General features: G+C 71.7%; 21 protein-coding genes. 8 read left to right on the top strand and 13 right to left on the bottom strand.

Going from position 1 to position 21,545, the window contains the following annotated elements:
• Position 1 precedes the first annotated feature (1 nt).
• Entirely contained in the window at positions 2 to 1,552 is a 1,551-nt protein-coding gene (locus BU197_RS12195) for a hypothetical protein (protein WP_188268272.1), read from the top strand.
• A 77-nt stretch (positions 1,553 to 1,629) separates the two neighbouring features.
• Here BU197_RS12195 and ccsB read toward each other — a convergent pair whose 3' ends face one another.
• From ccsB to hemL, 7 genes are all read right to left on the bottom strand, one after another.
• Positions 1,630 to 2,715 (bottom strand): c-type cytochrome biogenesis protein CcsB, encoded by a 1,086-nt coding sequence (gene ccsB / locus BU197_RS12190; protein WP_188268271.1) that lies wholly within the window; start codon positions 2,713 to 2,715, stop codon positions 1,630 to 1,632.
• Complete coding sequence (locus BU197_RS12185; RefSeq protein WP_188268270.1) at positions 2,712 to 4,538, bottom strand: cytochrome c biogenesis protein ResB; 1,827 nt, start codon at positions 4,536 to 4,538, stop codon at positions 2,712 to 2,714. The genes ccsB and BU197_RS12185 overlap by 4 nt, the downstream gene beginning before the upstream one ends.
• A gap of 8 nt (positions 4,539 to 4,546) precedes the next feature.
• Positions 4,547 to 5,284, bottom strand: a complete 738-nt coding sequence (locus BU197_RS12180) for a cytochrome c biogenesis CcdA family protein (protein WP_188268269.1) — start codon at positions 5,282 to 5,284, stop codon at positions 4,547 to 4,549.
• A gap of 4 nt (positions 5,285 to 5,288) precedes the next feature.
• Positions 5,289 to 5,891 (bottom strand): TlpA family protein disulfide reductase, encoded by a 603-nt coding sequence (locus BU197_RS12175; RefSeq protein ID WP_188268268.1) that lies wholly within the window; start codon positions 5,889 to 5,891, stop codon positions 5,289 to 5,291.
• 77 nt (positions 5,892 to 5,968) lie between these two features.
• The gene (locus BU197_RS12170) at positions 5,969 to 7,258 is read right to left on the bottom strand and encodes a hypothetical protein (protein ID WP_188268292.1); all 1,290 of its coding nucleotides are present in this window, start codon (positions 7,256 to 7,258) and stop codon (positions 5,969 to 5,971) included.
• A 516-nt stretch (positions 7,259 to 7,774) separates the two neighbouring features.
• Positions 7,775 to 8,491 carry a histidine phosphatase family protein gene (locus tag BU197_RS12165; protein ID WP_188268267.1) on the bottom strand — a complete coding sequence of 239 codons (717 nt, stop codon included), beginning with the start codon at positions 8,489 to 8,491 and terminating at the stop codon, positions 7,775 to 7,777.
• Entirely contained in the window at positions 8,488 to 9,834 is a 1,347-nt protein-coding gene (gene hemL / locus BU197_RS12160) for a glutamate-1-semialdehyde 2,1-aminomutase (RefSeq protein WP_188268266.1), read from the bottom strand. The genes BU197_RS12165 and hemL overlap by 4 nt, the downstream gene beginning before the upstream one ends.
• A gap of 230 nt (positions 9,835 to 10,064) precedes the next feature.
• Here hemL and BU197_RS12155 point away from each other — a divergent pair, with 230 nt between their 5' ends.
• On the top strand, positions 10,065 to 10,694 hold the full coding sequence (locus tag BU197_RS12155) for a hypothetical protein (protein ID WP_188268265.1): 630 nt from the start codon (positions 10,065 to 10,067) through the stop codon (positions 10,692 to 10,694).
• Between the two features lie 99 nt (positions 10,695 to 10,793).
• Here the strand turns inward: BU197_RS12155 and BU197_RS30405 are convergent, their stop codons facing one another.
• Positions 10,794 to 12,878 (bottom strand): APC family permease, encoded by a 2,085-nt coding sequence (locus BU197_RS30405; RefSeq protein ID WP_223183456.1) that lies wholly within the window; start codon positions 12,876 to 12,878, stop codon positions 10,794 to 10,796.
• Between the two features lie 167 nt (positions 12,879 to 13,045).
• On the opposite strand from BU197_RS30405, the gene BU197_RS12145 reads away from it, so the two are divergent.
• Positions 13,046 to 13,471 (top strand): MerR family transcriptional regulator, encoded by a 426-nt coding sequence (locus BU197_RS12145; protein ID WP_188268291.1) that lies wholly within the window; start codon positions 13,046 to 13,048, stop codon positions 13,469 to 13,471.
• Positions 13,472 to 13,690: 219 nt separating this feature from the next.
• Here the strand turns inward: BU197_RS12145 and BU197_RS12140 are convergent, their stop codons facing one another.
• Positions 13,691 to 14,308: a TIGR03086 family metal-binding protein gene (locus tag BU197_RS12140; RefSeq protein ID WP_188268264.1), complete on the bottom strand. Its 618-nt coding sequence runs from the start codon at positions 14,306 to 14,308 to the stop codon at positions 13,691 to 13,693.
• Positions 14,309 to 14,411: 103 nt separating this feature from the next.
• Positions 14,412 to 14,864, bottom strand: a complete 453-nt coding sequence (locus BU197_RS12135; protein ID WP_188268263.1) for a GNAT family N-acetyltransferase — start codon at positions 14,862 to 14,864, stop codon at positions 14,412 to 14,414.
• Positions 14,865 to 14,990: 126 nt separating this feature from the next.
• Between BU197_RS12135 and BU197_RS12130 the strand changes: the two genes are divergently transcribed.
• On the top strand, positions 14,991 to 15,842 hold the full coding sequence (locus BU197_RS12130) for an NAD(P)H-binding protein (RefSeq protein ID WP_188268262.1): 852 nt from the start codon (positions 14,991 to 14,993) through the stop codon (positions 15,840 to 15,842).
• A 130-nt stretch (positions 15,843 to 15,972) separates the two neighbouring features.
• Complete coding sequence (locus BU197_RS12125; RefSeq protein WP_188268261.1) at positions 15,973 to 16,710, top strand: Mut7-C RNAse domain-containing protein; 738 nt, start codon at positions 15,973 to 15,975, stop codon at positions 16,708 to 16,710.
• A 37-nt stretch (positions 16,711 to 16,747) separates the two neighbouring features.
• Here the strand turns inward: BU197_RS12125 and BU197_RS12120 are convergent, their stop codons facing one another.
• The gene (locus BU197_RS12120) at positions 16,748 to 17,233 is read right to left on the bottom strand and encodes a MarR family winged helix-turn-helix transcriptional regulator (protein WP_188268260.1); all 486 of its coding nucleotides are present in this window, start codon (positions 17,231 to 17,233) and stop codon (positions 16,748 to 16,750) included.
• Positions 17,234 to 17,282: 49 nt separating this feature from the next.
• The gene (locus BU197_RS12115) at positions 17,283 to 17,843 is read right to left on the bottom strand and encodes a TetR/AcrR family transcriptional regulator (protein ID WP_188268259.1); all 561 of its coding nucleotides are present in this window, start codon (positions 17,841 to 17,843) and stop codon (positions 17,283 to 17,285) included.
• 115 nt (positions 17,844 to 17,958) lie between these two features.
• On the opposite strand from BU197_RS12115, the gene BU197_RS12110 reads away from it, so the two are divergent.
• Positions 17,959 to 19,383, top strand: a complete 1,425-nt coding sequence (locus BU197_RS12110; RefSeq protein ID WP_188268258.1) for an FAD-dependent monooxygenase — start codon at positions 17,959 to 17,961, stop codon at positions 19,381 to 19,383.
• A 148-nt stretch (positions 19,384 to 19,531) separates the two neighbouring features.
• On the opposite strand, the gene BU197_RS12105 is transcribed toward BU197_RS12110, so the two are convergent.
• Positions 19,532 to 19,927 (bottom strand): hypothetical protein, encoded by a 396-nt coding sequence (locus BU197_RS12105; protein WP_188268257.1) that lies wholly within the window; start codon positions 19,925 to 19,927, stop codon positions 19,532 to 19,534.
• Between the two features lie 348 nt (positions 19,928 to 20,275).
• Between BU197_RS12105 and BU197_RS12100 the strand changes: the two genes are divergently transcribed.
• Together BU197_RS12100 and BU197_RS12095 are read left to right on the top strand one after the other, a co-directional pair.
• Positions 20,276 to 20,611 carry a YnfA family protein gene (locus tag BU197_RS12100; protein ID WP_188268256.1) on the top strand — a complete coding sequence of 112 codons (336 nt, stop codon included), beginning with the start codon at positions 20,276 to 20,278 and terminating at the stop codon, positions 20,609 to 20,611.
• Positions 20,612 to 20,679: 68 nt separating this feature from the next.
• On the top strand, positions 20,680 to 21,444 hold the full coding sequence (locus BU197_RS12095) for an SDR family NAD(P)-dependent oxidoreductase (RefSeq protein ID WP_188268255.1): 765 nt from the start codon (positions 20,680 to 20,682) through the stop codon (positions 21,442 to 21,444).
• The last annotated feature ends 101 nt before the right edge of the window (positions 21,445 to 21,545 follow it).

The raw sequence follows: 21,545 nt of genomic DNA, 5'->3' as shown, positions 1-21,545 counted from the left end.
CATGCCCCACCGCCCGCTCGATCCCCTCCGCCGCCGTGTCCGCACCCCACGTCAGAAACTCGTCGCCCTCTTCGTCTCCGCCTGTGTCGTCCTCGGCTTCGGCGCGTACGGCATCCTCCGGCTGACCACCCCGGAGGACCGTTCCTGCGCCGCCGGGGTGGACCGCCCGGTCGGCAGCTCCGAGTGCGTCGGCGTCAACGGCGACGGCCACGACTTCGGCGTGCCCGAACTGCGGGACGTCGCCGGGGCGATCCGCGCGGAGAACGCCACGCTGGCCTCCGGCGAGTACGTCACCGTCGCCGTCATGCTGCCGCTGACCTCCACCGACACCGGCATGCGGACCAAGGTGCTGCACGAGGTGCAGGGGGCGTACGCCTACCAGCTCCGGGCCAACCGGGAGTCCAACGGGCAGCGGCCCACCATCCGCCTGGTGCTCGCCAACACCGGCCGGGGCAACGCCTACTGGCGCACCGCCGTCGACCGGCTCCTCGCGCTCGCCGACGGGCCCCAGCGGCTGCGGGCCGTGTCCGGCATCGCCACCTCCTCCACGGAGATGCGGGAGGCGGTGACCGTCCTCACCCAGGCGCGGATCGCGGTCGTCGGCACCACCATCACCGCCGACGACATCGCCAACGGCCCCGGCGGCAAGCCCTTCCCCGGGCTCGCCCGGGTCTCCCCCACCAACAGCGACGAGGCGAAGGCCCTCGCGCACTTCGGCCGGGTCGACTCCGCCAAGGCGATCCTCGTCCAGGACGACCGGACCGGCGACCACTACATCGACACCCTGAAGTCGGCCTTCGACGCCTCCCTGAAGAACGCGCCGCTCGAACCCCAGCAGTTCACCTCCGACCCCTCCGACTCCACCCAGGAAGGCACCACCGCCAACACCTTCCGCAACATCACCCTGCTGCTCTGCGACACCTCCGCCGACACCGTGTTCTTCGCCGGGCGCCACACCCAGCTGCGCCAGTTCATCAACGCGCTCGGCGCCCGGGGCTGCGTGGACCGCGCCTTCACGATCCTCACCGGGGACGAGGGCTCGTACCTGGGCGCGGACCGCAAGCTCGACCGCAAGGCCCTGAAGAACAAGGTGACGGTGCGGTACGCGGCCCTCGCCCACCCGGACGCGTGGCGGCCGGGACCGGGCCGGAAGGTCCCGGCGACGGGCGGTTCGGTCCGGGCCTACGAGGACTTCGTCCGGGACATCGCGAAGTCGGCGCCGAAGGAGCGGCCCGTGGCGCTCGCGGACGGGCAGGCGATCATCGCGTACGACGCCATGGCGACGGCGGTGCACGCGATCCGCCAGGCCACCCCGGACGGCTCCGCCTTCCCCGCGAAGGAGGACGTCGGCAATCAGTGGCCGCAGGTCAAGGGCTCGCTGCGGGTGCAGGGGGCGAGCGGCTGGATCTGCCTGGACAACTACGGCAACCCGTACAACAAGGCGGTCCCGATCGTGGAGCTGGCCCAGGACGGCAGTCAGCGCTTCGTGCAGATGGCCTGGCCGGAGGGGAAGCCGCCGACGGGGACCTGCCTGCCGCCGAAGCGGGGGTGAGACGGGGCGAGGGGGCCGGAGACGACTCCGGCCCCCGGCCGTGTGGGCCGGGGGCCGGGGTTCCGGCGGTCGCGGGATCAGACTCCGGCGTAGGAGTGCTTGCTGCTCACGAAGATGTTGACGCCGTAGTAGTTGAACAGGAAGCACGCGAAGGCGATGAGCGCGATGTACGCGGCCTTGCGGCCCTTCCAGCCCGCCGTGGCCCGCGCGTGCAGATAGGCGGCGTAGCCGACCCAGGTGATGAAGGACCAGACTTCCTTGGCGTCCCAGCCCCAGTAGCGGCCCCACGCGTCACCGGCCCAGATCGCGCCCGCGATGATCGTGAACGTCCAGAGCGGGAAGACGGCCGCGTTGACCCGGTAGGAGAACTTGTCGAGCGAGGCGGCCGAGGGCAGCCGCTCCATCACCGAGCGGGCGAAGGCGCCGGGGTTCCCGCCGGTCGCGATCTTGTTCTCGTACGAGTCGCGGAACAGGTACAGCAGACAGGCGACGGCGCCGATGTAGAAGACCGCACCGCAGAAGATCGCGGTGGAGACGTGGATCCAGAGCCAGTACGAGTCGAGCGCCGGGACCAGCTGGTCGCTGGGGGTCTTCAGCCAGGTGGTGGCCATGCCCAGGTCGAGCAGGACGGTGGTGACCAGCGGGAGGCCGATCCAGCGCACGTTCTTCTTCGCGACGAGGAAGCCGAGGTACGCGCCGACCGCCACCGTGGAGAAGGTGGTGGAGAACTCGTACATGTTGCCCCAGGGGGCCCGCTGCACCGAGAACGCCCGGCTGGTCACGCCCGCCGCCTCGATCAGGAAGGCGAGGGCGGTCAGCGAGATGGCGATCCGGCCGTACAGGTCGCCCTTGACGGTGCCGCCCGCCGCGCCGGGGCCGTCCGGGACGTCCCGGGTGCCGGCGGCGGACCGGGTGACGACCTTCGGCTTGTCGAGCACGGCGGTCCCGCCGCCTCGCTTGACCTGGACGGACACGGCGGCGGTGGCGGGGGCCGCAGCGCGCGGGGTGAGGGCGGCGGCGGTGCGGCCGACCTTGCTGCGGCTGCCCAGCACCCACTCGGCGATGTGGGCGAAGAAAGCCAGGGTGTAGACGGCCATCGAGGAGTAGATGAGCAAGTCGCTCACCTGCGCCAGGCTCTCGTTGGTCGTGGCGGCGAGGATCACTTGTCGGCCTCTCCAGAAGGGGCAGGTGCTTCTGCGGGTTCTTCCGCGGGTTCCGGTGCGGCACCTGCGGCTTCTTCCCCGACGGCGGTGTCGGCGCCGGGGGTGCGGGGCGCGTCCGGCTCCGGCGCGGCGCCCGGGGTGGGGGACGCCTCCGGTTCCGGTACGGCCTCGGGGGCGGGGGGTGCGTCCGTCGTGAGCGCGAGCGCGAGATCGCCCAGCTCCTCGGGAAGCCTCGCGGACTCGCTGCGTCCGAGACCCGCGATCTCGACGACGGTCACACCGTCGTCACCGCGGACGGCCCGGACCCAGACCCGGCGGCGCTGGATGAAGAGCGAACCGGAGAGACCCGCGATCGCGGCGATCGCGCCCGTGAGGGCGAGCCCGTTGCCGGGCTGCTGCGAGATCTGGAAGCTGGCCCACTCCTTCACGTCCTTCTCGAAGGTGATGGAGCCCCCTCCGTCGGGGAGCGTCATGGTCTCGCCGGGCAGCAGCCGCCGGGCGAGGTTGTTGCCGGACGCGTCCGTGAACTGCTTCATCTTGGACTTGTCGAGCTGGTACACGTTCTGCGGCAGCCCGGAGTCGACCCGCAGGTCGCCGTGGTAGCCGGTGAGCGCCATGACGGGGAAGTCCAGGGCGGGGAACTGCGAGAACATCGTTCCCTTGCCCGCGCCCGCGAAGGTCGGCACGAAGAACGCCTGGAAGCCGAGCTGCTCCCGCTTGCCGTTCTTGTCCCGGTAGCCGTCCATCACCTTGATGGCGCCGGTGGACGTGATGTTGTTGTCGATCGGCAGCAGCGGCACGGCGCCGTGGTAGACGGCCTTGCCGCGCCCGTCCTTGACGGTGACGACCGGCGCGTAGCCGTGGGCGATCAGATAGACCTTGGAGTCGCCGACCATGAGCGGTTCGTTGACCCGGATGACGGCCTTCTTGTCGGCGCCGCCCTCGGTGTAGCGGACGGACGCCTCGAAGGTGCGGGGGGTGCCGCGCTGGGGGCCGCTCTTCTCGTACGTGCCGTCGAAGCGGTCGAGCGTGAAGCTGAACGGCGACAGGTCGTCGATGCCGAACTGGGAGCCCGACTTGAAGTCGTCGTACTGGGTGAGCGTGTTGGAGAAGCCGTCGCCCTCGACGATCAGCTTGCCGCCCTCGGACTTGAAGAGCTGGCCCCAGGCGAAGGCGACGAGCATCACGATCAGGGCGATGTGGAAGACCAGGTTCCCCGCCTCGCGCAGATAGCCCTTCTCGGCGGCGACCGCGTCGCCCGCCGGGTGGGCGCGGAAGCGGCGCCGCTTGAGGAGGTCGAGCGCGGCGGCCCTGACCTGCTCGGGCTCGGCCTCGGTCCGCCAGGTGGCGTACGCGGGGAGCCGGTCGAGGCGCCGGGGGGCGCCCGGCGGACGGCTGCGGAGCTGGCCGACGAACTGGAGCGTGCGGGGCACGATGCAGCCGATGACGGAGACGAACAGCAGGATGTAGATCGCGGAGAACCACACCGAGCTGTAGACGTCGAAGAGCTGGAGCTTCTCGTAGAGCGGCGTCAGCGTCCGGTGGGCGTCCTTGAAGGCCTGGACCTTCATCTCGTCCGCGCTGGTCTGCGGGATGAGGGAGCCCGGGACGGCGCCCAGGGAGAGCAGGAACAGCAGGATCAGGGCGACCTGCATGGAGGTCAGCTTCCGCCAGAACCAGCGGCACCAGCCGATGATCCCGAGGGCGGGGCCGCCGATGGCGGTCTCGGCCCGGTCGTCGGCGGGGGCGGTGGACAGGTGCGCTCCGGCTTCGCCGAGGCTCTCCTGCCGTTCCGTCGTGTCGGAAGTGTCGGTCGTGCTCATTCGGAACGTCAGATCCCCACCGTGAAACCGCTGGACCAGCCCTGCATCGTGGCGACCATGCTGTCCCACGCGCCGGTGAGGAGCAGGACGCCGGTGACGAGCATCATGCCGCCGCCGATCCTCATCACCCATACATAGTGCTTCTTCACCCAGCCGAACGCACCCAGGGCCTTGCGGAAGGCGAGCGCGGCGAGCACGAACGGCACGCCGAGCCCGAGGCAGTACGCGAAGGCGAGGAGCGCCCCGCGGCCCGCGCTGGCCTGTTCGAGGGCGAGCGCGTTGACCGAGGCGAGGGTCGGGCCGATGCACGGGGTCCAGCCGATGCCGAAGAGCGCGCCCAGCAGGGGCGCGCCGATCAGACCGGCGACGGGCTTCTTGTGGACGCGGAACTCCCGCTGGGTGAACCAGGGCATCAGACCCATGAAGAACACGCCCATGAGGATCATGAGCACGCCGAGGATCGTGGTGAGCGTCTCCCGGTACTCCTGGAGGGTGGAACCGAAGTAGCCGAAGAGCGCGCCGCCGGAGACGAAGACGGCGGTGAAGCCGAGGACGAAGAGGACGGCACCCGCGGTCATCCGGCCGCGGCGCTTCTCGGCGAGGTCCGAGCCGGTGACCCCAGTCACGTACGAGAGGTAGCCGGGGACGAGCGGCAGGACGCAGGGCGAGAAGAAGGAGACCAGCCCGCCGAGGACGGCGATGGGCAGGGCGAGCAGCAGGGCTCCGCTGGTGACCGTCTCGTTCACCGGCTCACTTCTCCTTGAGGAGGGGCTCGATCATCGAGCGGAGCTTCTGCTCGTCGAGCGCCATGAGGGAGCGGGCGGCGATCTTGCCCTCCTTGTCGAGGACGACGGTGGAGGGGATGCCCTGGAGGCTGAGGGTGCCCTTGGGGAAGCCGAAGAGGATGAGCTTGCCCTGCGGGTCGTAGAGGCTGGGGTACGAGATCCCGTAGTCCTCCTCGAAGGCGAGGGCGGGCTGCTTGTTGGGGTCGCGGGTGTTGAGTCCGACGAACTCGACGCCCTGGCTCTTCAGCTCCTTGGAGACCTTGGCGAAGTGCGGTGCCTCGGCGCGGCAGGGGCTGCACCAGGAGCCCCAGGCGTTGAGGACGACGACTTTGCCCTTGAGGTCGGCGACGTCGAGCTGCTTGCCTTCGAGGGTCTCGCCCGCGAGCTTCCCGGTGGAGGCGCGTTCGCCCTTGGCGGCGGTGGAGATGCCGCCCGTGTTGGTCACGAAGTTGGTGTTGCCACCGCCGCCGGACTTGCCGTTGTCGCCGCCGCAGGCCGAGAGCGCGAGGGCGGCGGTCAGCACTCCGACGGCGAGCAGGGTGCGTCGAGGGGCACGGCTAAGGCTCATGTGAAAAGTTTCGCATGGGCGTTTGGGAGATCTCGGGCACCCCCCTACGTGCCCGGAAAGCCCCTTGTCAAGATCTTCTAAGTGGAAGGGGTCGACGAGTGGGCGGTCGGGGTGGGCGTGGCGGGCCGAAGGAAAGTATTCCAGCCGCCTTCCGGCTTCTCTCCCACTTCCAGCGTGCGCAGTTTCGCGAGGATCTTCGGGTCCTGTACGTCGAGCCAGTCGGTGAACTGCTTGAAGGAGACGAGACGCACCTCCTTCTTTCCAGCCATTCCCTTGAGGGCTTCCGCCACGGCGTCCATGTAGATGCCGCCGTTCCACTGTTCGAAGTGGTTGCCGATGAAGAAGGGCGCGCGATTCGACTCGTATGCGCGGGTGAATCCGGCCAGATAGGCCTGGGTCGCCTGCTTGCGCCAGCCGGGGTAGCGCGAGGGCATGCCCTTCGTCGTGTTCTTCGACTGGTTCGCGAGCATGTTGTAGTCCATCGAGAGGACTTCGAAAGAGTGCCCGGGGAAGGGAACGGCCTGGAGGGGCAGATCCCAGATTCCCTTCCGCTTCTCGGGCCAGGTCTGCCGTCCGCCGGGCGAGCTGGCGTCGTAGCGCCAGCCGAGCCGCTTGGCGGTGGGGAGCAGGTTGTCCTGGCCGAGGAGACAGGGGGTGCGGCCGCCGACGAGTTCCTTGGTGTAGTCGAAGGGCAGCGGGTCGAGGTCGGTCCAGCCGCTGTTGGTCTTCCACTCGGTGACGAACTTCACCGCCTGGTCGATCTCGCTCTGCCACTGGGCCGGGGTCCAGTGGCCGACGGAGCCGGAGCCGCCGCAGAAGTGCCCGTTGAAGTGGGTGCCGATCTCGTGTCCGTCGAGCCAGGCCTGACGGACGTACTTCAGGGTGTCCTTGATGTGGTCGTCGGTGAGGTAGCCGATGTCGGAGGCGCCGACGCGGTTGTTCGGCGGGCGGTAGAGGTCCTTCTTGGACTCCGGGAGGAGGTAGATCCCGGAGAGGAAGAAGGTCATCGCCGCGCCGTGGTTCCCGGCGAGTTCGAGGAAGCGCGGGAAGAGGCCGTTGCCGACCTCGCCGGCGCCGTCCCAGGAGAAGACGACGAACTGGGGCGGGGTCTGGCCGGGTTCCAGGGGCACGGGGGCGTCGGGCTGGTGCGGCTGCGCGCCGGTGTCGGCGGTGGAACCGTCCCCGATGAGCCTGACGTGTTCCTCGGTGGGGGTGGGCTTGGCGGGATCCGCCGTGACTCCGCCGCCCTTGCCGGGCGTGGCGTGTCCGGACTTGCCCTGGTTTCCGGTGTTGCAGGCGGCGAGTCCCACCGCCGCCGCGGCACCTACGCCCGCCCCCAGCAGCCCCCTTCGACTGATCCCCTTGATCCCGCGCATGACTTCCCCAATTCGCGCTGATGTATGACCTGAACGTCATCCAATCCGACAATGGGAAAGATGCCAGGACGAACATGGAGGTTCCGGGAAATAGCACAAAAATTTCACGGTGTCCGACGGGTGTGCGATGGGCGCCCTGGGGGAGGTGCGCTGCGGGTGGGCTACGGGTGCGCCGCGTGCGAGTGCTTGGCATGGACACCGTCGACCGTCCCCGCACTCTGACCCGCGCGACGGCACGCTGTCCAGCGGGGACGGCCTTCGTCCGGAATGTACGGATCCGGGGAGGCGTATGGGCAGGGGAGCCCGCGCTGGGAGGGATCGGGGTGCCGGGCGCGGGCGGTGCCGGGCGCGGGGGCGCGGGGGGTGCCGGGCGCGGGGAAGGGGCCCGGAGACTAGTGTCCCCGGGCCCCTTCCCGTAAGCCGTTAGCCCGAGCCGCGGACCGTAAGGCTGAGCCGCGAGCCGTAAGCCCTGAGCCTGAGCCGTGAGCCGTGAGCCCCCGGCCGGGGCTACGCTCCGAACGCCTTCGACTTGCCCTTGACCGGCTTCGCGCCCGCGAGCAGATGCGCGGGGACGAGGTCCCGGGCGGGCTCGCTGTATCCGACCGAGACGATCCGGTCGCCCCGGTACGTGAACGAGGTCAGCGAGGCCAGCGTGCACTGCCGCCGCCTCGGGTCGTGCCAGAGCCGCCGCTTCTCCACGAAGCTGCGGACGATCCAGATCGGCAGCTGGTGGCTGACGCAGACCGCCTCGTGCCCCCGCGCCGCGTCCTTCGCCGCGTCCAGCGCGCCCATCATCCGGACGACCTGCTCGACGTACGGCTCGCCCCAGGACGGCTGGAACGGATTGGTCAGGTGCTTCCAGTTCGCCGGCTTGCGCAGGGCCCCGTCGCCGACGCCGAAGGTCTTGCCCTCGAAGACGTTCGCCGCCTCGATCAGCCGCTCGTCGCTCGCCAGGTCCAGACCGTGCGTCTTGGCGATCGGCGTCGCCGTCTCCTGCGCCCGCTCCAGCGGGGAGGCGACGACGTACGTGACGTCCCGGTCCGCCAGGGACTCGGCGACCCGGTCCGCCATCCGGCGGCCCAGCTCCGACAGGTGGTAGCCGGGGCGGCGCCCGTACAGCACGCCGTCGGGGTTGTGCACCTCGCCGTGGCGCATCAGATGGACGACGGTGATGTCCTCGCCGTTGCGGTCGGTCTTGCGGTCGGTGCCGCGCTGCTCGCTCATGCCGTGGCCTCCGCGGCGGCGCGGGCGGCGGACGGCAGGGCGGCGGCGATCCGCTCGATCGCCCGCTCGTCGTGGGCCGCCGAGACGAACCAGGACTCGAAGGCGGACGGCGGCAGGTAGACGCCCTCGGCCAGCATCGCGTGGAAGAAGGCGTTGAAGCGGAAGGCTTCCTGACGCTTCGCCTCGTCGTAGTTCCGCACCTCGTCGGCGGTGAAGAAGACGGAGAACATATTGGACGCGGTCTGCACCCGGTGCGCCACGCCCTCCTTCGTCAGCGCCTCCGAGACCAGGCCCCGGACCTGTGCCGAGACCGCGTCGACCTGCGCGTACGCCGCCTCGTCGAGCAGCCGCAGCTGCGCGAGCCCGGCGGCCGTCGCGATCGGGTTACCGGAGAGCGTGCCCGCCTGGTAGACCGGACCGGCCGGGGCGAGGTGGCCCATGACGTCGGCCCGCCCGCCGAACGCGGCGGCCGGGAAGCCGCCGCCCATGACCTTGCCGAAGGTCAGCAGGTCGGCCTTGACGCCGTCGACGCCGTACCAGCCGGCCCGCGAGGTACGGAAGCCCGTCATCACCTCGTCGGAGATGTACAGCGCGCCGTTCTCCCGGCACGCGTCCGCGAGCCCCTGGTTGAAGCCCGGCAGCGGCGGCACGACGCCCATGTTGCCGGGCGAGGCCTCCGTGATGACACAGGCGATCTCGCCCGGGTGCGCGGCGAACGCGGCCCGCACGGCCTCCAGGTCGTTGTAGGGGAGCACGATCGTGTCCCCGGCCTGCGCGCCGGTCACGCCCGGGGTGTCGGGCAGCCCGAGCGTGGCGACACCCGAACCGGCCGAGGCGAGGAGCGCGTCCACGTGCCCGTGGTAGCAGCCCGCGAACTTGACGACCTTGGCGCGCCCGGTGAAGCCGCGGGCCAGCCGGATGGCGGACATCGTGGCCTCCGTACCGGAGGAGACGAGCCGCACCTGCTCGACCGGCTCGACCCGGGCGACGATCTCCTCGGCGAGCGCGACCTCGCCCTCGCCGGGGGTGCCGAAGGAGGTGCCGCGGGCCACGGCCTCCTGCACGGCGGCGGTGACCTCGGGGTGCGCGTGCCCCAGGATCATCGGCCCCCACGAGCAGACCAGGTCGACGTACTCGCGCCCGTCGGCATCGGTGAGGTAGGGACCGGAACCGGACACCATGAACCGGGGCGTTCCACCCACGGCCCGGAAGGCACGCACCGGGGAGTTCACGCCGCCGGGCGTCACGAGGGACGCGCGGTCGAAAAGCGTCTGTGAGACTGGGGCTTCGTATGAATACGGCACTGTGATCCTGACCTGCGAGAACGACTGAGGGCACGACATCGGGAACGAACGGACGGTGAGGACATCCTCGGTATTACGCCGGGGCGTTCGCCCTCCGCGTCTGCGAAACTGGGGCTACATAGGGATGGCTCACGTAATCCATGGTGTCAGAGGCGACGGCGTTCTTGCGGACAGGTGTTTCACCGTACGAACGCGGGGGAGGTCACTGACACGATGATCGGGTTGCGCGGCGGGGTCGTGTTGCCGAAAAAAAGCAGTCGGGTGGAGATATGCATCGCGGTGGCGGACCGGGCGAGGGGACGGACGATTTGGGTCCGGAGTCTGCCCGGCGGGGGAGGCACCGGCGCCGGAGGACCGAAGGTCCGGCGTCGGGCGCCCCGGGCGGCAACCCCGACGCGCAGGGGCTCCCGGGCTCCGGGGAGACCCCCGGCGAACCGGCCCCCGGAGGCGGGAGTGGCCGGTTGGGGGTGACGTACAAGTACTTCGGCGCGCCCGACGGCGCGACGGCGGCCCGGGTCCCGATCTCGATGCGCCCCGAGGAGTTGGGCGGGGACGAACTGGGCATGGGCGGCATGTTCACCAAGATCAAGCCGGAGACCATAGCCGCCATGGTCCTGACCGGCATCCAGGGCATGCCCCTGCACCGGGTGCCCCCGCTTGAGCTGGTGGTGCTGCACCCGGACTACGCGGTGGTGAAGCTGCCGATGACCGTGGTCGACCCGCTGCGCGCGATCGGCGAGGAGTCGGTGGGAGCGGCGGCCTTCATCTGGTCCACGGTCCCGGACCGGGGCGGCCCACGCGACGCCTTCGACGTCTACCGGCTCCTCCACGAATGGCAGGACTTCTCGGTCCGCCTCCACGAGGCGGGCCATCAGCCGTACTGCCTGGTGTGGCCCTGAGACCGGACCGGGGCTGGCGTCGGGGACAGTGCGGGGTGAATTCGAGGGCCGCCTCGGGGTGAGTACGGGGCCCGTCTCGGGGTAGGCAAGGGGCCCGTTTCAGGGGCGTTCCTCCCTCTCCCGGGCCGCCGAGGCCCGCTGCGCGGCGAGTTCGCGGGCCGAGGCCAGTCGGTACGGCACGTCGATCGTGACGACGTTCCTCATGAACAGCAGCCGGGCCTTGAGCCGCAGCGCGCTCTGGTTGTGCAGCGCCTGCTCCCACCAGCGCCCCACCACGTACTCGGGGATGATCACCGAGATCACCGCGTCCCCCGCGCGCTCGGGCGCGTCCCTGACGTGCCGCAGCACCGGCTGGACGATCGAGCGGTACGGGGAGCTGAGCACCCGTAGCGGGACCTCGATGCCATGGGCGTCCCAGGCCGCGCGGAGCACCTCCGCCTCCGCCGGGTCCTCGGCGACGGTGACGGCGGTGAGCGAGTCGGGCCGCAGGGTCAGCGCGTAGGAGAGCGCCCGGAGGCTGGGCGCGTTGATCGTGGCGACGAGGACCAGGACGTGGTTCCCCGCGAGGGCCCGGGGCCGCTCGTCCGCCCCGACGGCGACCTCGGCGGCGACGGTCTCGTAATGCCGCCGCACCCCCTTCATCCCGGCGAAGAGCAAGGGCATCGCGATGACGACGATCCAGGCGCCATGGGTGAACTTGGTGACGAGGACGATGACGAGGACGACCGCCGTGAGACAGGCGCCGACCGAGTTGATGGAGAGCCGGCGCAGGATGTGGCGGCGCTCGGAGGCGACGGACCGGGAGCCGGGACGGGAGCCGGGACGGGGCCTCGTGCGGGGGCCAGGGGTGATGCCGGTTCCGGTTCTGCTTCCGGTTCCGGTTCCGGTTCCGGTTCCGGTTCCGGTTCCGGTTCCGGCGAGGCTGGCGAGTTCTCGCCGCCAGTGCTTGACCATGCCGGCCTGGGAAAGGGTGAAGGAGACGAAGACGCCGACGATGTACAGCTGGATCAGGCGGGTCAGCTGCGCGTCGAAGGCGACGATGAGGACGATCGCGGCGAGCGCGAGGAGGACGATGCCGTTGGAGTAGGCGAGCCGGTCGCCGCGGTGGACGAGCTGCCGGGGCGCGTAGCGGTCGCGCCCGAGGACGGACGCGAGCATCGGGAAGCCGTTGAAGGCGGTGTTGGCCGCCAGCACGAGGACGCCCGCGGTGACGGCCTGGAGCAGATAGAACAGGACGTGCCAGTCGCCGAAGGTGGCGCGGCCGATCTGGGCCAGCGCGGTGGAGACCGGGGTGCCGGGGGCGAGCCCGAGCCGCGTGGGATCCTCCGCGACGTGCACCTCGTAGACCATGGCGAGCGTGGTGATCCCGAAGAACATGGTCGCCGAGAGCCCGCCCATGACGGCCAGGGTCATGGCCGCGTTGCGGCTCTTGGGTTTCTCGAACGCCGGTACGCCGTTGCTGACGGCTTCGACGCCGGTGAGCGCGGTGCAGCCGGAGGCGAAGGCGCGCAGCGCGAGCAGCACGAGCGCGATCCCGGAGTAGGCGGAGACCGCGTCGACGGGCAGGTCGGCGGATTCCGCGCGGATCGTCACGCCGGTCGCCAGCCGGGCGGCGGCCACCGCGAACATCAGATAGACGACGCCGACGAAGGCATAGGTGGGGACGGCGAACCAGCGCCCCGACTCCCGTACTCCGCGCAGGTTCATCCAGGCCAGGACCACCACGAAGAACACCGAGAGGGCCACGGCGTAGCCGTTGAGCGTGGGGACCGCCGAGGTGATCGCGGCGACCCCGGAGACGACGGAGACGGCGACGGTCAGCACGTAGTCGATGAGCAGCGCCGAGGCGGCGGTGAGCGCGGCGGTCCGCCCGAGGTTCTCGGCGGAGACCACGTAGGCGCCGCCCCCGCCGGGATACGCGTAACAGGTCTGCCGGTAGGAGGCGACGACCACCAGGAGCAGGACGACGATGCCGACGGCCGCGTACCAGGCGAGGTGCAGGACGGCGAGCCCGCCGAGCGCGAGGATCAGCAGGATCTCCTCGGTGGCGTACGCGACCGAGGAGAGCGGGTCGCTACAGAAGACCGGGAGCGCGATCCGCTTCGGCAGCAGGGTCTCCCCGAGCCTGCCGCTGTCCAACGGACGACCTACCAGCAGGCGTTTCGCCGCACTTCCAGCTCTCATAAGTGCTGAAGTTAGGACGAATGCCATGTCATACGAGGAAGCCGCGCCCTGGGTGAGCCCCGTACGCCTCGGGGAACGCCCCGGGTCGCCCCGTACCAGGAAGGACCTGACGCGTGAGCGGAGCACGAGAAGCGCGGGAAGCCCGAGAGCCCCGGGGAGCGCGAGCGGTGGGCACCTCGGGCGGGCCCTTGCAGATCGGCGAGGTCGCCGCCCGGACCGAACTGCCCTTGCGCACGATCCGGCAGTACGAGGACAGCGGTCTGGTCGTCCCGTCCGCCGCCTCGCCGGGCGGCTTCCCGCTCTACACGGACGCCGACGTGGCCCGGCTCATGGTGGTCCGCCGGATGAAGCCGCTCGGTTTCACCCTCGACGAGACCCGTGAGCTGCTCTCCGCCGTGGACCGGCTGGCCGCCGACCGCGCGGCGGCCGAGCCGGGCCTCGAACCGGAGGAGCGGACCGCGCTCGTGGCCCTCGTCCGGGGGTACGAGCGGGCCGCCGCCGAGCGGGTCGCCGAACTGCGGGCCCAGCTCACCCGAGCGGAGGAGTTCGCCGACTCCCTCCGCCGCACCCGCTTGACGGCGGCACCGGTCTGACGGGGACGCCGGTCCGACGGGGGCGCCGGTCTGACGGGGGCCGCCGTCTGGCGGTACCTGTGGGCCGACAGTGGCCCGCCGTCCGACAGGGGCGCCGGTCCGACAGTGGCTGTGCGCTGACGGCGCCCGCGCGGGCTGACGGGCTGACGGGCTGACGGGCTGACGGGCTGACGGGCTGACGGGGCCAAGGTCCCGGTGGCCCGGGGGCGGGCGGCGGGGTCAGACGCTCCGGGCGGCCTCGGCCGTCCCCGACAGGCCGTCCCAGGCGTGCGGGTCGCGCCCGGTGGTGGCGAGCAGCCGCTCGAAGGACGTGGCTCCGGCGGGCAGCTCGACGGCGTCCCCGAAGACCTTCATCTCCCGGCCCGTCGGCGCCAGCTGCTCCACCTCCTCGGCGAGCCCGGCGACGACGGCCGCATCGGGCTCGAAGTCCCGCCCGGTGGCGCGGGCGAGGTCCCAGGCGTGCACGGTCAGATCGAGCAGCACCATGCGGCCGACCGTCCGCGCGGGCAGACCGAAGAACCCGGTGACGCCCTCCTCGGCGCCGGGCCGCGACCAGGCCTCGACGAGGCTGCCGGTCTCGGCCGCGAACCGGTCGCGCCAGCCCTCCTCGGCCAGCCGGTCCGGGGTGCTGGAGAAGTCGACGGACTCCTTGGCGGCCAGGCCCTGGAAGTTCACCACGACGTCGAAGAGGTGGTTCAGGAGGGCGCGCACGTCGTACTCGGCACAGGGCGTGGGCGCGCCGAGCGCCGTGTCGGGGGTCTCGGCGATGAGGGGCGTGGCGTGTGCGGCGGCTATACGGAGGAGGTCGCCGATGCCGGGCGGGGTGGTGTGCGTCATGGGATCGATGCTCTCCGATCTTGCCCGCCGCCGTCCGGAGAAAACGCGCCAGATCCAGGGCGCGTCCCGGACATCTCCCGGAGACGAGACCCTGAGGACCTGCCTAGGAGGCGGTGTCGCCCGGAGTGATGAGCTGCCGGGAGAAGTGGAAGGCCACGATGTCGAGGCGCTCGCGCAGATAGAAGCGGTGGGCTCCCGTGCGGTGCGTTCCGGAGTCCAGGTCGAGTTCATGGCAACCGGCGGCGCGGGCGTGGGCCTCCAGGTGTGCGAGGAGGGCGTGGCCGACGCCGGTGGAGCGGTCGGCGGCGGCGGTCACGAGGTCGTCGACGTAAAGCTTGCGCAGGGAGCTGGTGTTGGCGACGATCCGCCAGCCCGCCGCGCCGACACAGCGCCCGTCGTCCGCGTAGGCGGCGCTGAAACGCAGCCCTTGGGGGTGCCCCGTCGCGTAGACCTCGCGGAACAGTCCGGGGGTGAGGTGCGGGCGGAGTTCGGTGAGGACCGGCAGGAGGTCGCTCTCCAGCCTGGGGTCGCCGGGCTCAAGGTCGATGATCTTCATGGCGGGACGGTACCTCAGGGTTTTGTCAGGGTTGACGGGTCGTGGACCGCGCTGGATATTTGACTGCGTGACGCAGATGATGTGTTGCGCATACTCCCCGCCGACGCCCCTCAGGAAGGAATTCCCATGACCGTGCTCGTCACCGGAAGCCGCGGCCGGGTCGCCTCGACCCTGCTCGAACTGCTCCACACCGCGGGGATCGAGGCCAGAGCCGCCTCCAAGGACCCCGAGGCCCTCTCCCCGCCGCCCGGGGTCGGCACCGTGCGCTGCGACCTCGCCGACCCGGCCACCTTCGACACGGCTCTGGACGGCGTCGGCTCCGTCTTCCTGTACGCCGAGGCGAGCCATGCCGGGACCTTCACCGAGCGGGCCCGCGCCGCCGGCGTCGACCATGTCGTCCTGCTCTCCTCCAGCTCCGTCCTCGCCCCGGACGCCGAGGAGAACCGGATCGCCGCCCTCCATCTCACCGCCGAGCGCGCCCTGGACGCCGCTTCCGCGAGTGGCGCCTTCGAGGTGACCCATCTGCGGCCGGGCGCCTTCGCGGCCAACGCCCTCCAGTGGGCCCGACCGCTCCGGGCCGGGCACGGGCCCGCGCTGCCCGTTCCGGGGGCGTACGGGGACCCGATCCACGAGCGGGACATCGCCGAGGCCGCCTTCGCCGTGCTCACCGAGCCCCGGCTGCGCGGCACCGCACACCATCTGACCGGCCCCGAATCGCTGACCTTCGTCGAACAGCTCGCGATCCTCGCCGAGGTGACGGGCCGTCCGGCCCCGCACACCGTGACCACCCCCGCGCGGTGGAAGGAGTCCGACACCGCCTTCCTGCCCGAGGGCCTCGCCGACGCCCTGCTGTCCTACTGGTCGGCCTACGACGGCCACCCGACCCCGCTGACCCGCACGGTCGAGGAGCTGACGGGCCACCCGGCCCGCACCTTCGCCGCCTGGGCCGGCGACCACAAGGAGACCTTCCTCGCCTGAGCCCCGCCCACCCCCTGCGGCCACCGCTCCCACCGGCCCCTCGGACACCCCGCCATCACCCCTTGGTCCACGGGCTCCGCCCCGGGGAATTGCCTGGCCACCCCTTCCGCCCCGATGCCATCCTGTCCCCGTGAACGGACCAGAGATCCAGATCAGCTTCGCCCCCGGCCTCGCGCTGTTCGTCGCACCGGGGCGCCGCACGGGCCGCACGGCCGTGACCACCGACGGCGCCTCCTCCCTCGGACATCTCGTGGAGTCCCTGGGCGTGCCGCTCACCGAAGCCGGGCGGCTGCTGGTCGACGGGCGGCCCGTCGACGCCTCGCACATCCCGGCCGAAGGAGAGTCCGTCGAGGTCGAAGGCGTCGTCCGCCCCCAGCGGGTGCCGGGTGCGCCGCTGCGGTTCCTGCTGGACGTACACCTCGGCACCCTGGCCAGGCGGCTGCGGCTGCTCGGTGTGGACGCGGCCTACCAGAGCGAGGACCTCGGGGACCCCGCGCTCGCCGCCCTCTCGGCGCGGGAGCGGCGCGTGCTGCTCTCCCGGGACCGGGGGCTGCTGCGCCGCCGCGAACTGTGGGCGGGGGCCTACGTCTACAGCGACCGGCCGGACGAACAGCTCCGTGACGTCCTGGAGCGCTTCGCGCCGCCACTCGCCCCCTGGACCCGGTGCACGGCGTGCAACGGACAGCTGAGCGACACCGACAAGGACGCGGTGCGCGAGCGACTGGAGCAGGGCACGGAGAAGACGTACGACGTGTTCGCCGAGTGCGGGGAGTGCGGCCGGGTCTACTGGCGCGGGGCGCACCACGCGCGCCTGGAGGAGATCGTGTCCGAGGCGGTACGGGAGTTCGGCGGGGCCACGACCGGCTGAGCGGCCGACGGGCGGGCCGACGGGACCGACGGCTGCCTCAGTCCAGATCCCCCTGGCGCAGCCGCTCGATCTGGGCGGCGCCGACCTCGACGGTCCGCCGCATATGGGCGATGAGCAGGGCCAGCTCGGCGTCGCTGTAGACGTCGAACATCGTGCCCCAGGTGCCGTTGAGCTTCCGCCACAGGGCGCCGAGTTCCGCGATCCGTCCGGGGACGAGCGTGACCAGGACCCGACGCCGGTCCTCGGTGTCGCGTTCACGCGTCACATAGCCGGAGCGTTCCAGGCGGTCGACGAGTCGGGTCGCCGAGCCCGTGGTGAGACCGGTCAGCTCGGCGACACGGCCGGTGGTCACCGGCCCGCCTTCGAGACCGAGCAGGTTCAGACACTGCACATCGGTCGGGTGGAGCCCCAGATGGTCGGCGACGGCCTGGTTGAACAGGGCGTAGGCGGCCATGTAGCGGCGGGCCTCCCCGAACAACTCGGTCATCAGCGCGTCGCGCCGGGCGGAACTCTTCTGCGGCATGCGGAGAGTGTACGAACCGGGCACCGCGCCCCTGGTGTCGCGGGCGGGCTCAGGGCGCCTCGGCGGTCAGATAGCGCTGCACGGTCGGGCCGAGCCAGGCCACTATCTCCTCGGGGGTCATCTCGACGGCCGGCGGCAGCCGCAGCACATAGCGGGTGAGCGCCAGGCCGAGGATCTGCGAGGACACCAGCGCGGCCCGGTGCGCGGCCTCCGCCGGATCGGGGCAGACACCCCGGGTGACGGGTCCCAGCTGCTCGGCGAAGACCTGCCGCATGCGTTCGGCCCCGGCCGCGTTGGTGACGCTGACCCGCAGCATCGCGGTGAGCGTCTCGTCCCGCTCCCAGCGCTCCAGGAAGTGGGTGACGAGGACGGCCCCGATGTGCCGCGCGGGCAGGGAGCCCAGCTCCGGCAGGCTGATCTCGATCTCCGACGCGGCGGCGAACAGACCCTCCTTGTTGCCGTAGTAGCGCATCACCATCGACGGATCGATCCCGGCGTCGCGGGCGATGGCCCGGATGGTGGCGCGGTCGTACCCGTCGGAGGCGAAGCGCTCGCGGGCGGCCTCCAGGATCGCGGCTCTGGTGGCGTCGGAACGGCGGGCGGTCGTCATACCAACGACTGTAGGCCAACAGGTGTTGACACTCCAATCGCACCCGGACTACAGTTGCCAACAAGCGTTGACCAACAGTTGTGGGCCAACGATCGTAGGCACCCTGGAGGCGGTCATGAGCACCATGGAGCAGACGAACACCCAGGTACTCGTCGTCGGCGCGGGCCCCACCGGCCTGCTGCTCGCCGGTGACCTCGCCACCGCGGGCATCGACGTCACCCTTGTCGAGCGGCGCCCGCACGACCTCAGCAACATCACCCGCGCCTTCGCCGTCCACGCCAGGACCATGGAGCAGCTGGACGCCCGGGGACTGGCGGAAGAACTCCTCGCCACCGGCACCACCCTCGGCCGCGCACGCCTCTTCGGCGCGCTCGACCTCGACCTCGACCAGCTGCCCAGCCGTTTCAACCATCTGCTCGTCACCCCGCAGTACGAAGTGGAGAGACTCCTCGAACGGCGGGCCGTGGACGCGGGCGTCACCTTCCGCTACGGCACGGAGCTGCGCGGACTGCGCCAGGACGCCGACGGGGTCACGGCGGAGCTCACCGGCCCCGACGGCGCCCCGTTCGCCCTGCGGGCCGGCCACCTGGTCGGCACGGACGGCGTCCGCAGCGCGGTCCGCGACGCCCTGGGCCTGCCCTTCCCCGGCGGCGCCGTGATCCACTCCATGGTCCTCGCCGATGTGCGCCTGGCACAGGAGCCCACCGAGAGCTTCACCGTCGCGGGCTCCGACGACGCCTTCGCCTTCCTCGCCTCCTTCGGCGACGGCTGGTACCGGGTGACGAGCTGGAGCCGCACCCGGCAGGTCGCCGACAGCGAGCCCGTCGACCTCGCGGAGGTCCGCGAGCTGACCCGCCGCGCCATCGGCACCGACTACGGCATGCACGACCCCCGCTGGATCTCCCGCTTCCACAGCGACGAGCGCCAGGTCCCCGCCTACCGCGTGGGCCGGGTCTTCCTCGCGGGGGACGCGGCCCATGTGCACTCCCCCGCCGGCGGCCAGGGACTGAACACCGGCCTCCAGGACGCCGCCAACCTCTCCTGGAAGCTCACCGCCGTCGTGCGCGGCGCCGCACCCGACCCGGAGGCCCTGCTCGACAGCTACCACTCCGAGCGGCACCCGGTCGGCGCGATGGTGCTGCGCACCAGTGGCGCGATCATCCGGCTCGCGATGGTCCACACGCCCCTCACGCGGGCCGCCCGCACCCTCACCGCCCGGCTCGTCAGCGCGGTCCGGCCGGTCTCCGCCCTGGCCATGGGCCTGATCAGCGGACTCGGCATCTCGTACGCGCCTCCGGCGGGCACCGCCCGCCCGGCGGGACGGCGCGCACCGGACGTGCGGCTGCGCGAAGGACGGCTCTACGAGCTGCTGCGGGCGGGCGAGTTCGTCCTGATCGCCCCTGAGGGAGCCCGCCCCGACCTCCCCGCGAGCGCCCCCGTCACCCCCGATCGGCTCGTCCGGGCCACCTGGCGGGACCCGGGAAAGCGCGACGCGGTCCTGGTCCGCCCCGACGGCTACGTCCGCTGGGCGGGCCGATGACCCCCGGGCCGCCCCCCGCCGAACCGCGAGAGACCGGACCGACCCCCGCCGAGCCGCAGGAGACCGGACCAGGCGCCGCAGAGCCGCAGGACGCCCGGCCGAGCATCGCCCGGCCGTCGGACACCCGGGCGGGCTTCGGTGCCGGGCTTCAGAAGACGTACGGGTCGCCGGTGGCCAGCACCAGGACGCGGTGCCGGTCGTTCACCGGGTTCCCGTCGGCCGTGCCGCCCTGCCAGGCCGTGGAGACCTCCACGGTCAGCTCGTCGGGAAGACCGGCGGTCCGCAGGTCGAGGGCCAGTTCTCCGACGGACCCGACGGCGGGCAGGGCGCCGGTCCGGCAGGACAGCACCCGGTCGCCGCTCCACAGACAGGACGGCGGCAGCTCCCGGCCGCCCGCCATCGGCTCGGAGAAAGCGAGCCGTACGGTCGCCTGAGCGAGATCGGCGGGCCCGAAGTTCTCGGTGACCAGCCAGACGCCGACCTCCCCGCCCCACAGGGAGACATGACCATGGTGAGCCAGATCGGCCTCCGGCCCGCCCGACACCTCATCCGCCTCGCCGACGGCCCCAGACCCGACCGGCGACTCCCGGCCCCCACCGACCGCTCCCGCCCCGGGCGAAGACCCGTGCCCCCCGCCGACAGCCCCCGACCCGCCCGGCGAACCCCGGCCCTCATCGGCCACTCCCGACCGAGCCGACGGCCCGCCCCCCGGACCGGTCGACGACCCCCAGGCCCCGGCACTCGCCCCCGTGCCCGTCACGGTGACGAGCGCGAGGGCGAGCGCGACGCCGAGCACACCCTTCCGAATTCCATACATAAGCCAAAAATAGCCACCTATCACCCCATCTCCTGACACTCCATCAACCCGCGTGTCCCATGGCACGCTGCCCTCATGCTCACCCTGCGCTCCCTCGCCCTCTTCGTCGTCGCCGCCCTGTTCGAGATCGGCGGCGCCTGGCTCGTCTGGCAAGGCGTGCGTGAGCACCGGGGCTGGATCTGGATCGGCGCCGGAGTCATCGCCCTCGGCGTGTACGGCTTCGTCGCCACCCTTCAGCCCGACGCCGAGTTCGGCCGGGTCCTCGCGGCCTACGGAGGCGTGTTCGTGGCCGGTTCCCTCGTCTGGGGCATGGCCGCCGACGGCTACCGGCCCGACCGCTGGGACGTCATCGGAGCCCTCGTCTGCATCGCCGGGATGGCCATGATCATGTACGCCCCGCGAGGCCGCTGACCGGCGCCCCGACCTATCCTGGCCGGGCGCCCACCCCATCGACCAGCCGCACGAGGAGCCTCCCCGCCATGACTGCCCCCGGTACCCCCATCGCCGTCGTCACCGGAGCGAGCAGCGGCATCGGCGCCGCCACGGCCAGGCAGCTGGCCGAGGCCGGCTACCGCGTGGTCCTCACCGCCCGGCGCACGGACCGCATCGAGGCCCTCGCCGCCGAGATCAACGCGGCGGGCCACCAGGCCGCCGCCTACGCCCTGGATGTCACCGACCGCGCCGCCGTCGACGAGTTCGCCACGGCGTTCCGTTCCCTCGCCGTCCTCGTCAACAACGCGGGCGGCGCCCTGGGCGCCGACCCCGTCGCCACCGGCGACCCCGCGGACTGGCGCCGGATGTACGAGGTCAACGTCCTCGGCACGCTCCACATGACGCAGGCGCTGCTCCCCGCTCTCACCGCGAGCGGCGACGGCACGATCGTCGTCCTGTCCTCCACCGCCGGGCACGGCACCTACGAGGGCGGCGCCGGATACGTCGCCGCGAAGAACGGCGCCCGCGTCCTCGCCGAGACCCTCCGCCTGGAGATCGTCGGCACCCCCGTCCGCGTCATCGAGATCGCCCCCGGCATGGTCAGGACCGAGGAGTTCGCCACCACCCGCTTCCGCGGCGACACCGAGAAGGCCGCCAAGGTCTACGCGGGCGTGGCCGAGCCCCTCACCGCCGAGGACGTCGCCGAGACCGTCACCTGGGCCTGCACCCGTCCCCCGCACGTCAACATCGACCTGCTCGTCGTGCGCCCCCGCGCCCAGGCCTCCAACACCAAGGTCCACCGCGAGCCGTAAACCGGCCGCCCCCGGACGTCCGTGAACAGACGAAGGGCCGGCGCACCCGCACCGGCCCTTCCCTCCCTCCCGGCCTCCGGCCCCACGCGACCGCCACTCCC

It is taken from the genome of Streptomyces sp. CBMA291 (assembly GCF_014596525.1).
In the GTDB taxonomy this organism is placed as follows: Bacteria; Actinomycetota; Actinomycetes; order Streptomycetales; family Streptomycetaceae; genus Streptomyces.
Note: the sequence above shows the minus strand (reverse complement) of the source record. Positions and strands in the feature narration are given on the sequence as shown.